Annotated in this window: 14 protein-coding genes; 6 read left to right on the top strand and 8 right to left on the bottom strand. The window is 70.7% G+C overall.

What is annotated here, in order from left to right:
• The 3 genes from CG723_RS45635 to CG723_RS45625 form a co-directional block, all read right to left on the bottom strand.
• Window positions 1-250: DUF2637 domain-containing protein (locus tag CG723_RS45635; RefSeq protein WP_159032736.1), on the bottom strand; the 250-nt coding region annotated here is incomplete at its 3' end.
• Between the two features lie 199 nt (window positions 251-449).
• A complete protein-coding gene (locus CG723_RS45630) occupies window positions 450-1319 on the bottom strand; it encodes a DUF3558 domain-containing protein (RefSeq protein ID WP_100599449.1) in 870 nt (289 codons plus the stop codon).
• A gap of 128 nt (window positions 1320-1447) precedes the next feature.
• The gene (locus CG723_RS45625) at window positions 1448-2344 is read right to left on the bottom strand and encodes a hypothetical protein (RefSeq protein WP_100599448.1); all 897 of its coding nucleotides are present in this window, start codon (window positions 2342-2344) and stop codon (window positions 1448-1450) included.
• A 213-nt stretch (window positions 2345-2557) separates the two neighbouring features.
• Between CG723_RS45625 and CG723_RS45620 the strand changes: the two genes are divergently transcribed.
• A complete protein-coding gene (locus CG723_RS45620; protein WP_100599447.1) occupies window positions 2558-3751 on the top strand; it encodes an RtcB family protein in 1194 nt (397 codons plus the stop codon).
• 20 nt (window positions 3752-3771) lie between these two features.
• On the opposite strand, the gene CG723_RS47245 is transcribed toward CG723_RS45620, so the two are convergent.
• The 3 genes from CG723_RS47245 to CG723_RS45610 form a co-directional block, all read right to left on the bottom strand.
• Complete coding sequence (locus CG723_RS47245) at window positions 3772-3936, bottom strand: hypothetical protein (RefSeq protein ID WP_199842146.1); 165 nt, start codon at window positions 3934-3936, stop codon at window positions 3772-3774.
• Window positions 3936-4712, bottom strand: a complete 777-nt coding sequence (locus CG723_RS45615) for an SDR family NAD(P)-dependent oxidoreductase (RefSeq protein WP_100599446.1) — start codon at window positions 4710-4712, stop codon at window positions 3936-3938. Before CG723_RS45615 ends, CG723_RS47245 begins: the two co-directional genes overlap by 1 nt.
• Before the next feature lie 62 nt (window positions 4713-4774).
• Window positions 4775-5113, bottom strand: coding sequence for a YnfA family protein (locus tag CG723_RS45610; protein ID WP_100599445.1), 339 nt, complete (start codon window positions 5111-5113; stop codon window positions 4775-4777).
• Window positions 5114-5379: 266 nt separating this feature from the next.
• Here CG723_RS45610 and CG723_RS45605 point away from each other — a divergent pair, with 266 nt between their 5' ends.
• Both CG723_RS45605 and CG723_RS45600 read left to right on the top strand, forming a co-directional pair.
• Window positions 5380-5835, top strand: a complete 456-nt coding sequence (locus CG723_RS45605) for a hypothetical protein (RefSeq protein ID WP_234374899.1) — start codon at window positions 5380-5382, stop codon at window positions 5833-5835.
• Between the two features lie 78 nt (window positions 5836-5913).
• Window positions 5914-6345, top strand: coding sequence for a GNAT family N-acetyltransferase (locus CG723_RS45600; RefSeq protein WP_100599444.1), 432 nt, complete (start codon window positions 5914-5916; stop codon window positions 6343-6345).
• Here CG723_RS45600 and CG723_RS45595 read toward each other — a convergent pair.
• Window positions 6326-6895: a GNAT family N-acetyltransferase gene (locus CG723_RS45595; RefSeq protein ID WP_234374898.1), complete on the bottom strand. Its 570-nt coding sequence runs from the start codon at window positions 6893-6895 to the stop codon at window positions 6326-6328. The two genes, CG723_RS45600 and CG723_RS45595, sit on opposite strands and share 20 nt — an antisense overlap.
• Window positions 6896-6972: 77 nt before the next feature.
• On the opposite strand from CG723_RS45595, the gene CG723_RS45590 reads away from it, so the two are divergent.
• The 3 genes from CG723_RS45590 to CG723_RS45580 all read left to right on the top strand — a co-directional run bounded on the left by CG723_RS45590 (window position 6973) and on the right by CG723_RS45580 (window position 9458).
• Entirely contained in the window at window positions 6973-7620 is a 648-nt protein-coding gene (locus tag CG723_RS45590; RefSeq protein ID WP_100599443.1) for a TIGR03086 family metal-binding protein, read from the top strand.
• Window positions 7621-7746: 126 nt separating this feature from the next.
• Window positions 7747-8862 carry an LLM class flavin-dependent oxidoreductase gene (locus tag CG723_RS45585; RefSeq protein WP_100599442.1) on the top strand — a complete coding sequence of 372 codons (1116 nt, stop codon included), beginning with the start codon at window positions 7747-7749 and terminating at the stop codon, window positions 8860-8862.
• Window positions 8859-9458 (top strand): FMN reductase, encoded by a 600-nt coding sequence (locus tag CG723_RS45580; RefSeq protein WP_100599441.1) that lies wholly within the window; start codon window positions 8859-8861, stop codon window positions 9456-9458. Before CG723_RS45585 ends, CG723_RS45580 begins: the two co-directional genes overlap by 4 nt.
• A gap of 10 nt (window positions 9459-9468) precedes the next feature.
• Here the strand turns inward: CG723_RS45580 and CG723_RS45575 are convergent, their stop codons facing one another.
• Window positions 9469-11040 carry a hypothetical protein gene (locus CG723_RS45575; RefSeq protein ID WP_234374897.1) on the bottom strand — a complete coding sequence of 524 codons (1572 nt, stop codon included), beginning with the start codon at window positions 11038-11040 and terminating at the stop codon, window positions 9469-9471.
• Between the last annotated feature and the right edge of the window lie 253 nt (window positions 11041-11293).

Genomic DNA, 11293 nt, shown 5'->3' with positions numbered 1-11293 from the left:
CCGTCTGGCGCAGCAGCGGGAACGGTATCCGGATCCAGGTCAGCAGCAGGTCCAGGGCGAGAAGTACGCAGATACCCGCGTCGATGCCGATCGGGAACACATAACTGAAGTTCCCGAACCCCTTCTGGAACGCGAGTGAGCGAACGGCCGCGTACGAACCCGCGAAACCGATGCCGGCGATGACCACCGCACCGGCGACGACCACGCCGATGAGTATGCGGTGCGTCCGTGTCAGCTGTGGCGCGGCCACACGTGCTCCCCTCCCTGTACGCCTTGTTGCGCGCAACAGCCTCGCACATCGGCGTGGCGGTCCGTGGCCGGGTACGGCGGGAGCCCGGCCCCATATGGGACCGGGCTCCGCAAAAGGCGTGACCGGCAAGTGAGTTGGGGCCTGCCGGATACCGACCGGTGGCCGCGGAGGGCCACTTGGCGGCCGGATGCCTAGGTGGTCACGACTTCGCGGACGCCTTGTCCGAGGGCTCGTCCGAAGACTTGGCCGACGGCTTCGAGGAAGTCTTCGCGGAGGACTTCTCGGACGGCTTGGCCGACGGCTTCGAGGAGGTCTTGTCCGACGGCTTCGCCGAGGCGGAACCGGCGGTGTCCGAGCCACCCGCCCCGTTCGCCGCGACGACCGCCGCGACGGCTTCCTTCGCGGCCTTCTCGGCGTCCTTCACCAGCTCGTCGGTGCCCGGCGTCTTCTCGCCCGCGAGACCCGCACCGTTGTAGTCGATCGTCACGACGACGTTCTCGACCCGCGCGACGACCGTCTGCTGCTTGAAGGTGCCTTCCTTCTTCTTCAGCTCGTACGTCACCGCCGTCGCCTCGTCGCCCGTGCCGCTGACCGGCTCCGACTTCGGGGACTTCGCGCCGTCCACGGACTGCGCGTCGGTCACCTGCTTGGTGAAGTACGCGTGGGCCAGCTTGTTGCCGCTGCCGCGCGCCGCGTCCGAGTCGAAGCGCATCAGCGACGCGTTCAGCCAGCGGAACTGCGAACCCTTCACGCCCTTGTTGTCGAGACTCGACCAGGAGCAGGTGCCCCGCACCGACTCGTCGTCGGAGGAGCCCGCCTTGCCCGACTTCGCCTCCGGCACGAGAGAGTCGAGCGTCTTCTTCGAGATCGCGGCACACGGCTGCGGCAGCGAGTCGTACGCCGCCGCCTTCACCTTGGCGGCCGCGTCACTCGCGGACGCCGACGCCTTCGAAGAGCCCTTGTCGGCCCCGTCGCCGGAGTCGGAGGAGCAGCCGGATGCCACGAGGATCACCGGCACGGCGGCTGCGCAGACAAATATGCGGGTGAGTCGCTTGGTCGGTCGGTGCATGGTTCCTTATTCTCCGGTTTGCCTGGTACGTACCCGAGAGGTGCGGCCGGGTCCGATGGGCCACCGTACGCCCAAGCCGGGCCGCACGGCTCCGCTTCCGCGGACCCGTGCGCCCGCCGTACCGCCGGTTACTCGCTCAGGGTCCCGGCCAGCTTGCGGGCCAGTTCCCGCGCCCTGTCCTGCATTTCCTTGCTGTCCGGCACCTTCGCGGAGGTGCCCGGCTGCTGCTCGTACTCGACGGTCACGATGACGTTGGACGTGCGGAACACCACAGTCACCGTGCGGTGGCCGCCCGTGGACGCGGACGCCGTCAGCTGGTCGTTGAGGAACGCCTCGTCGGCCAGTCCCTCGAGAGCGCGGGGCTGCAGGTCGGCGCCGGGTACGGAGTCGTCCGGCGGGCTCGACGAGGCGTCGACCGACGCCTCGTCGGAGCCCTCTTCGTCGGGCTTGCCCGAGTCCGTCTCTTCGTCCGCCGTGCCCTTCTCGGTGCCGTTCTCGGCGTCCGCGGTGTCCTTGTCGGTGCCGGCGGAGGAGGAGTGGGAGGTGGTCGGCGACGTCGGGTCCGTGGGGACGGGGGCCGGCAGATGCGCCTCGGTCTGCTTCGAAGCGAAGACCTGGCCGGCTTCCGTGTCGTCGCTCACCGCGTTGTCGTAGGACACGACCCGCTCGAAGTCGACCAGCAGAAGGTGCGTCGCGTCCGCCCCGTCGTCCTTCCAGCGGCAGCCCACGCGCCGGTCCGTGTCGTACGTGACCGTGGCCGCGCCCTCGTACGCCTTGTCGCGCTGGTCGCCCTCGGGGAGCTCCTTGATGCCGGGCAGCATCTTGTCGAGGGTGCCCTTGTCGGGCTGACGGCACGGCTCGGGCAGGGTGCGGTACTTGCCGGGCCGGGCGGCCGCGGCGCTGGTGCCGACGTCACCGGGCTTGGAGTCGGTCGCGTCACCGGTGGCCCCAGAGCCTCCGGTGCAGCCGGTGAGCAGCGCTGCGAGGAGCGCGGCGACGCCGGGTACGTACGCCTTCCGCTGCACGGTGATGGCCCCTCTCGACAAGGTGACGCGTCGTCGGACGCGCATATTCGGTTGCCGTCACAGGACGGCCGATGGACACAATGTGTATCGCACGCACTGCTGTGAACGCCGGTCCGATATCCCATTCGTCGACCTTGGCGCCGGTATTTGCGATTACTGACTTTTGATTGGGTACGCGAACGTACGGGAGCGTACGGGGGAAACGAGGACACTATGTCGTATGTAGAGGTTCCGGGGGCGAAGGTCCCGATCCGGATGTGGACGGATCCGGCGTCGGTCGAGGACGTGGCGATGCAGCAGCTGCGCAATGTCTCGACGCTGCCGTGGATCAAGGGTCTGGCAGTGATGCCCGATGTGCACTTCGGCAAGGGCGCGACGGTCGGCTCGGTCATCGCGATGCACGGCGCGGTCTGCCCGGCGGCGGTGGGCGTGGACATCGGCTGCGGCATGTCGGCGGTGAAGACGTCCCTGACGGCGAATGACCTGCCTGGCGACCTGTCCCGGCTCCGCTCGAAGATCGAACAGGCGATCCCGGTGGGCCGCGGCATGCACGACGACCCGGTGGATCCGGGGCGGCTGCACGGCTTCGGCGTGGGGGCCTGGGACGACTTCTGGGGCCGGTTCGAGGGCATCGCGGACGCGGTGAAGTTCCGCGAGGAGCGCGCCGCAAAGCAGATGGGGACGCTCGGCTCCGGAAATCATTTCTGGGAGTTTTGCCTCGATACGGACAATTCTGTCTGGGTCATGCTCCATTCGGGTTCCCGGAACATCGGCAAGGAGCTGGCCGACCACCACATCGGCGTCGCGCAGAAGCTCGCGCACAACCAGGGTCTGGTCGACCGCGACCTCGCGGTGTTCATCGCGCAGACCCCGCAGATGGCGGCGTACCGCAACGATCTGTTCTGGGCGCAGGAGTACGCGAAGTACAACCGCGCGGTCATGATGGCGCTCTCCCTGGACGTGATTCGCCGCGAGTTCAAGAAGGCGAAGCCGACGTTCGAGCCGGTCATCTCCTGCCACCACAACTACGTGTCGGAGGAGCGCTACGACGGCATGGACCTGCTCGTCACCCGGAAGGGCGCGATCCGCGCGGGTTCCGGTGAGTACGGGATCATCCCCGGCTCGATGGGCACCGGCTCGTACATCGTGAAGGGCCTCGGGAACGTGGCGTCGTTCAACTCGGCGTCGCACGGCGCCGGCCGCAGGATGAGCCGGAACGCCGCGAAGAAGCAGTTCTCGACGAAGGACCTGGAGGAGCAGACGCGGGGCGTGGAGTGCCGTAAGGACTCCGGCGTCGTGGACGAGATCCCGGGCGCGTACAAGCCGATCGAGAAGGTCATCGACCAGCAGCGCGATCTGGTCGAGGTCGTCGCGAAGCTGAAGCAGGTCATCTGCGTCAAGGGCTGAACCGCCCTCGGCCCGCGCGCCTACTTCGCGTGCGTGACCGCGTAGATCATGACCAGGGCGACCAGGTGGATGCCGAAGAGGAAGTAGGCCAGGTACCACCACATGTGGCGTTCGCCGCGCTTTTCCTCTGCGCGGCGGCGCTCGTCCGCCTCGCGCTCCAGGATCTCCAGCGGGTCCGGGGGCATCACAGCTCCCTGTGGACCTTGGTGTTGGAGGCCTGGGCGCGGGGGCGGACGACGAGCAGGTCGATGTTCACGTGGCTGGGGCGGGTGACCGCCCAGGTGATGGTGTCGGCCACGTCGTCCGCCGAGAGCGGTTCCGCGACGCCCGCGTAGACCTTCTCGGCCTTCTCGGTGTCGCCGCCGAAGCGGGTGAGGGCGAACTCCTCGGTCTTGACCATGCCGGGCGCGACCTCGATGACGCGGACCGGGGTGCCGACGATCTCCAGGCGCAGGGTCTCGGTGAGGACGTGCTCGGCGTGCTTGGCGGCCACGTAGCCGGCGCCGCCCTCGTACGTGCTGAGGCCGGCGGTGGAGGAGAGGACGACGACGGTGCCGTCGCCGCTCGCGGTGAGCGCGGGGAGCAGGGCCTGCGTGACGTTCAGCGTGCCGATGACGTTCGTCTCGTACATCTGGCGCCACTGGGCGGGGTCACCCGTCGCCACGGGGTCCGCGCCGAGCGCGCCGCCCGCGTTGTTCACGAGGACGCCGATGGTCTTGAAGGCCGTGGCGAACTCGTCGACCGCGGCGCGGTCCGTGATGTCGAGCGCGTAGGCCGCAGCCTGGTGGCCCGCGTCGTTGATCTCTGCGGCCAGCGCCTCGATACGGTCCTTGCGGCGCGCGGTGAGCACGACCCGATATCCGGCCGCCGCCAGCTGACGTGCGGTGGCTGCGCCGATTCCACTGCTCGCGCCGGTGATGACGGCGATGCGGGAGGCGGCTGTGGGCGCGGCGGCGGTCATGGCTTGTCTCCTCGGACGGGCGATCGACTCCCGCCAGGATAGGCAGGCGGCGCGCGGTGGTGTCACCGGCCACCGCGGGGCGCGTACATGATCACGGCCATGCCGGCCAGGCAGACGAGGGCTCCGGTGACGTCCCAGCGGTCGGGCCGGTAGCCGTCCGCGACCATGCCCCAGGCGATCGAGCCCGCGACGAAGACGCCTCCGTACGCGGCGAGGATGCGGCCGAACTCGCCGTCGGGCTGGAGCGTGGCCACGAATCCGTAGATGCCGAGGGCGATGACGCCCGCGCCGATCCACGCCCATCCCCTGTGTTCGCGTACGCCTTGCCAGACGAGCCAGGCGCCGCCGATCTCGAAGAGGGCGGCGACGACGAAGAGGAGCGCGGAGCGGGCGACGAGCATGGGGGACAGGCTGCCATGGCGCTCGTGCGCGGCCGCCGACACCGTCACCTGTTGGACGGCGCCTGCGGGGCGGGATGCGTGGGATACATCAGGAGACCCGCCTGACCGTGACCGGTGATTCGTGACCGGTGGTTCGTGGTCGGTGACTCCTGGTCGGTGATCTGCGGCGGTGACGAGAAGGCGGAGAGAACATGCTGGTGAGGCGTGGAATTGGGCGTGGAATTGGGCGCGGTGCAGGCCGTGGAGTCGGGCGTGGGCTCGGGGCTGTGGGGCTGAGCGCTGTCGTGGTGCTGGGGGCGGGTCCCGCCGTGGCCGACGGGACTCTGCCGCGGTCCGTCCCGGAGGTCGATCTGGCGTATCACGGGCAGGTCACCATGTCCCGGGGCCGGGTGGAGACCTGGCTGATCCCGCAGAACCACGGTCCGTCGGCGGTGACCGACGCCACGGTGCGGCTGCGCTGGTCGGCGCCGGTCGCGGACGCGCGGTGGCTGCCGCCGATGTGTGTGCGGGCGGACGCGCGGACGGTGCTGTGCCGTACGGGCGCGCTGCCGGCGGACAGCAGGGGCGGGCAGATCAGGGTGCCGGTGCGGCTGGCGGGGGCGCCTTCGGAGGTGACGGTGCGGATCGACACGATGTGGAGCGGCGGTTCCGCGGACCACAATCCGCAGAACAGCACCCATCACGTCCTGGCCCTGGACACCGGGGACGTCTACTACTTCTGACACTCCTGACACTTCTGAGCTGGTGCCGCTTCTGAGACAGGGGTGTGGGGTCCGGGGCGTGGCTCCTATCGTTCGGGTATGAAGATCACTGACATGGAGCCCGGCGATCCGCGCCTCGGCGCCGAGGTCCTGCCCGTGCTCCAGGAGCTGCGCCCGCACCTGACCGGAGAGCTGTTCTCCGAGGTGTACGCAGAGGGGTATCCGCAGGGGCTGCGGTTCACGGCCGCGTACACCGACGACGGATCGTGCGCGGGCGTCGCGGGGTGGCGCGTGGCCGCCAACACGAGCGCGCTGCGCAAGCTGTACGTCGACGATCTGGTGACCGCCGAGCGGGCCAGGTCGGGCGGCGTGGGCCGGGCGCTGCTCGCGTATCTGGAGGATCGGGCGCGCGAACTGGGCTGCCGCACGCTCCAGCTGGACTCGGGGACGCGCCGGACGGACGCGCACCGCTTCTATCTGCGGGAGCGTATGGACATCACGGCGTTCCACTTCACGAAGAAGCTCGGCTGAGGGTCCGCAGGTCGAGGTGCCAGTCGTGGCATCGGATCGCGCAGCCCTTCGGGTACTCGAGGTCGCAGGGGCCGCGCAGGGTGAAGCCCGCGCTGCGGCAGACGCCGTTCGACGCGGGGTGGTCGACGGGCGGGAACGCGTGCAGATGGCGCAGGCGCGCCCGGTCGGCGGCCGCGTGGGCGGCGACGAGGCGGGCGGCCGCGGCGGCGATGCCGCGGCCCTGGTAGCCGGGCAGGACGCCCCAGCCGGTCTCCCAGACCCGTTCGCCCTGCCACGGTGTCGCCCAGTAGCCGATGGAGCCGGCCGCGGGGGCGTCGGGTCCCGCGGTGATGCGGAACATCCGGCCGTGCCCGTCGAGCGTGGACAGGGCGAGGTAGCGGCGGTGGCGGTCCATGAGCTGGTCGAGGGTCTCGGGGCCGCCGAGGTGGGCCGTCATCTCGGGCGCGTTGTTCTTGAGCAGGAGATCGAAGTCGTCGTCCGTCCAGGGCACGAGGCCTATGTCCGTCATCTTTTCCGCGGCCGTCCTGTGTTCGGTGCTGTGCGTCGTCATCGGCTCATCGGTGACGAGCCGGATCGTATGTCGCCGTTCTTCAGGACGGGCCGGGTTCCGGCTCGTAGCTTGGCGGCATGAATGACATCCACGAGAACAACGAGAGCCACGGGAACAACCACAGTCAGGAGAACCCGCGCGGCATCGGTGATCTTCTGGGCGTGGCCGCGGAGCGAGCCGTCCCGGTCGTCCGCGCCCTGCCCGACGACCGTCTCGAAGCGGCGACGCCGTGCGCGGAGTACGACGTGAAGGCCCTGGTCAACCACGTCTTCCAGGTGATGGAGCAGTTCCAGCGGCTGGCCGCGAAGCAGGACTCCGACTTCACGCAGTCCGCCGCGGACCGGGTGGCCGAGGAGCCCGACTGGCGTGAGCGGTTCGGTGAGGAGGCCCGGAAGCTGGTGGCGGCCTGGTCGGCGCCGGGTGCCGAGGAGGGGAAGGCCGGGGCGATGAACATGCCGGCGGCCACGGTCGGCTCCATGGTGCTGCTCGATCTGACCGTGCACGTCTGGGACCTGGCGCGGGCGACCGGACAGGAGTACGTGCCCGAGGGGGAGGCGCTCGCCGTCGTGGAGCGGCTGGCCGGGACCGTCGCGGAGCTGGCGCCGACGGCGCGGTCGATGGGGGTGTTCGGGGAGGCGGTGCCGGAGCCCGCGGACGCGTCGGCGTTCGAGCGGCTGCTCGCGGCGACGGGCCGGGATCCGCGGTGGGCTCCGCCCGCGCGCTGAGGGCCTGGGGAAGGCCCACGGGCCGAGGCCGGGGAGGCCCGTGGGCCGAGGCCCGGGAATAGGGGCGGCACCGTCACCGTTCGAGCGTATAGTTGAATCGTCAACAACCTCGAAGGGTGAGCAGTCATGCAGTTCGGGATCTTCAGCGTCGGTGATGTCACAGCCGATCCGACGACGGGCCGTACGCCGAGTGAGCACGAGCGCATCAAGGCGATGCTCGCCATCGCGCTGAAGGCGGAGGAGGTCGGGCTCGACGTCTTCGCGACCGGCGAGCACCACAACCCGCCCTTCGTGCCGTCGTCGCCGACCACGATGCTCGGTTACCTCGCCGCGCGCACCGAGAAGCTGATCCTGTCCACGTCGACGACGCTGATCACGACGAACGACCCGGTGAAGATCGCCGAGGACTTCGCGATGCTCCAGCACGTCGCGGAGGGCCGCGTCGACGTGATGATGGGCCGCGGCAACACCGGCCCGGTCTACCCCTGGTTCGGCAAGGACATCCGCGAGGGCATCAACCTCGCCTTCGAGAACTACGCCCTGCTGCGCCGCCTGTGGGACGAGGACGTCGTGACGTGGGACGGCAAGTTCCGTACGCCGCTGCAGTCCTTCACCTCGACGCCGCGCCCGCTGGACGGGGTCGCGCCCTTCGTGTGGCACGGCTCGATCCGCTCGCCCGAGATCGCCGAGCAGGCCGCGTTCTACGGCGACGGGTTCTTCCACAACAACATCTTCTGGCCGATGGAGCACACCAAGCAGATGGTGAACCTCTACCGCCGGCGCTTCGCCCACCACGGGCACGGTGCCCCCGAGCAGGCGATCGTCGGACTCGGCGGCCAGGTGTTCATGCGCAAGAACTCGCAGGACGCGGTGCGGGAGTTCCGCCCGTACTTCGACAACGCGCCCGTCTACGGACACGGCCCCTCCCTTGAGGACTTCACCTCGCAGACCCCGCTGACCGTGGGATCCCCGCAGCAGGTGATCGAGCGGACGCTCGGCTTCCGGGAGCACGTCGGTGACTACCAGCGCCAGCTGTTCCTGATGGACCACGCCGGTCTGCCCCTCAAGACCGTCCTGGAGCAGCTCGACATCCTCGGCGAGGAGGTCGTCCCGGTGCTGCGCAAGGAGTTCGCGAACGGCCGCCCGGCGAACGTGCCGGACGCGCCGACGCACGCGTCGCGCGTCGCGGAGGCGGAGCAGAAGGCTCGGCAGGAGAACGAGAAGGAGGTGCCGTCCGTATGAAGCTCGTCGTCGTGTCGGCGGGGCTGAGCGCCCCGTCGTCGAGCAGGATCCTCGCGGACCGGCTCACGCAGGCGGTGACCTCGCAGGTCTCGGGCGCCGATGTCGATGTGACCGTTGTCGAACTGCGTGACCTGGCCGTCGAGATCGCGCACAACCTGGTCACCGGGTTCCCCGGGCCCGCCCTCAAGGAGGCGCTCGACGCGGTGGCCGGGGCGGACGGCCTGATCGCCGTGTCGCCGGTGTTCTCGGCCTCGTACAGCGGTCTGTTCAAGTCGTTCTTCGACGTGCTCGACAAGGACGTGCTCACCGGGAAGCCGGTGCTCGTCGGGGCGACCGGCGGGACGCCGCGGCACTCGCTCGTCCTGGAGCACGCCATGCGCCCGCTGTTCGCGCATCTGCGGGCCGTGGTCGTGCCGACCGCCGTGTACGCGGCGTCGCAGGACTGGGGAGCGGAGGGGCTTGAGCAGCGCGTCGAACGGGCGGGCGGTGAGCTCGCGCGGCTCATGACCGGCCTCGCGGCGGCCCGCCCGGCGCCGGTGGAGTGGGGCGACGACGTCATCCCCTTCGAGCGGAGGCTTGCCGCGCTGCGGACGTAGCAGGAAGTGGTCAAGGGCCCTGCGGGACGGCCGGCGCGAGCCAGGCCGTCCAGCCGCGGGTGTGGTGCAGGGGGTACGGCGTCCAGTCGCGCGCATAGTGCGGTGGGCGCTGTCCCTTTTCCGTGAGGACGGCGGTCGGCACCTTCGCGGCGCGGCCGAGGATGCCCGCGACGGTCGTCGAGACGTTGTTGCCGTCGATCTGGGCGGAGGCGCAGCCCGCGTCGTAGGCGATGGGGAGGGCGCGCGGGCCCGAGACCAGGCAGGGCGGGCGCAGGCCGAGGGTGCGCAGGCCGTCGGCGGCGGCGCGGTAGCGCTGGTTCGTGGTGGCGGTCGCTGCGGTGACCTCGGTCAGGACGCTGGCCTGCGAGGCGAACTGCGCCGCGACGATCAGTCCTACGAGGAAAAGGGCGCGTCGCGAGGTCAGGCGCGTGACCAGACTCGCGACCGGCAGGGCGAGGAGCGCGTAGGCCGGGAGCAGGAAGCGCGGGGCCGAGTAGTCGATCATGAGCAGATACGGCACGGCGAGCGCGGCGGCGACGGCCACGGGGAGCGCGGCCGCCAGGAGCCGGCGCTCGCGCACCGCGTAGGCGAGTGCGGCGGCGGCGAGGGCGGGCAGGGCCAGCCACCACAGCGTGAGGCCGGGGGAGTGCAGGGTCGCCGTGCACGGGCGGCACAACAGGGGGCCGTTGAGGCTGGCCCAGGCGTTGTCGAAGTTGAGGTGCAGGCCCATGTCGCCCTCGGTGGCGCTCGACACGTGCAGCCGTTCCTGTACGGAGCCGAAGCGGATGTACGCCTCGGCGACCCACTGGGCGAGGCCGGTCGCGAGTCCGCCGACCAGGTAGGGCAGAGTGCGGCGGCCGCGGAACAGAGCCGTGGCGATCAGGGGCAGGGCGAGCCAGACGGCGTCCGGGGCGCGGAACAGGGCGGTCACGGCGACGCAGCCCGCGAGCCACCGGTTCGCGCGGGGTTCGCGCCGGATCAGCGCGCGCAGGAACCAGCCGGTGGCGGCGACCGAGCCGAACGCGACCCAGAGGTTGGGCATGGCCTGCGGCCCGGAGATCTGGGTGATCCACAGCCCCGCGAACAGCAGCGCGGCGAGGGCGGTGGCACGGGCCCCGACGACGGGACGCCATACGCGGAACGCGGCGTACAGGGCGGCCGAGGAGAGCAGCGTGAGCGCGATGCGCAGGACGGGCACGGACGGGGTGACCGCGATGAACGGCGCGGTCAGGAAGCTGATGCCACGGGAGCGCGGCGCGCTGAAGAAGGCGGCGGGGACGCGCGGGTCGTACTGCGACACATACACGGCCTCGTCCCACCCGAGCGCGTGCGCGAACGCCGGCACGACGAGCACGAACTGAACGAGGGCGTAGACGACAGCGACGAGGGCCAGCCAGGGGGTGGTGCGGGGGCGCCGCTCGGGAGCGTCAGATGTGGCGGCGGGGGAGGACGGGGGGTGGGAGATCGCGGTGGCGCCGGTGCGGGCGGTGGCGCCGGTGCGGGCGCTGGCGCCGGGGGCCGCTGTGGCGGCTCGGGGGCTGGGGCTGGGCTCGGTGTGGCGGCCGGGGGCGGTGGCTGGCATGTCGCTCCCGGGCTGGGCAGTGGTGGCTGCCGTGTCGGTGTCGGGCTGGGCAGTGGTGGTTGCCGGACCCGTGTCCGGATGGGTGTCGGGTGGTGGGGTCGGGTGTGGTCGGGGGGTGGTGGGGCTTGGTGCGGAGGGGGGTTCGGCCCAGGTCGGGGCTGTGGCTCCGGGCTCCGGTCGACTCGCATCCGGTCGGGCAGTGGTGGCTGCCGTACCCGGCTGGAGGTCGGGCCGGGGGGGGGGCCGCCGCCGG

The organism is Streptomyces sp. CB01635, from assembly GCF_002803065.1.
GTDB lineage: Bacteria > Actinomycetota > Actinomycetes > Streptomycetales > Streptomycetaceae > Streptomyces.
The sequence above is the reverse complement of the archived record's forward strand: the minus strand, read 5'-3'. Positions and strand labels throughout refer to the sequence as shown.

Excerpts from the sequence above, each read along its gene's own strand:
- CG723_RS45630 (WP_100599449.1), bottom strand. The coding sequence starts at position 1,319 with ATGCACCGACCGACCAAGCGACTCACCCGCATATTTGTCTGCGCAGCC.
- CG723_RS45620 (WP_100599447.1), top strand. The coding sequence starts at position 2,558 with ATGTCGTATGTAGAGGTTCCGGGGGCGAAGGTCCCGATCCGGATGTGG.
- CG723_RS47245 (WP_199842146.1), bottom strand. The coding sequence starts at position 3,936 with ATGCCCCCGGACCCGCTGGAGATCCTGGAGCGCGAGGCGGACGAGCGC.
- CG723_RS45615 (WP_100599446.1), bottom strand. The coding sequence starts at position 4,712 with ATGACCGCCGCCGCGCCCACAGCCGCCTCCCGCATCGCCGTCATCACC.
- CG723_RS45610 (WP_100599445.1), bottom strand. The coding sequence starts at position 5,113 with ATGCTCGTCGCCCGCTCCGCGCTCCTCTTCGTCGTCGCCGCCCTCTTC.
- CG723_RS45600 (WP_100599444.1), top strand. The coding sequence starts at position 5,914 with ATGAAGATCACTGACATGGAGCCCGGCGATCCGCGCCTCGGCGCCGAG.
- CG723_RS45595 (WP_234374898.1), bottom strand. The coding sequence starts at position 6,895 with ATGACGACGCACAGCACCGAACACAGGACGGCCGCGGAAAAGATGACG.
- CG723_RS45590 (WP_100599443.1), top strand. The coding sequence starts at position 6,973 with ATGAATGACATCCACGAGAACAACGAGAGCCACGGGAACAACCACAGT.
- CG723_RS45585 (WP_100599442.1), top strand. The coding sequence starts at position 7,747 with ATGCAGTTCGGGATCTTCAGCGTCGGTGATGTCACAGCCGATCCGACG.
- CG723_RS45580 (WP_100599441.1), top strand. The coding sequence starts at position 8,859 with ATGAAGCTCGTCGTCGTGTCGGCGGGGCTGAGCGCCCCGTCGTCGAGC.
- CG723_RS45575 (WP_234374897.1), bottom strand. The coding sequence starts at position 11,040 with ATGCCAGCCACCGCCCCCGGCCGCCACACCGAGCCCAGCCCCAGCCCC.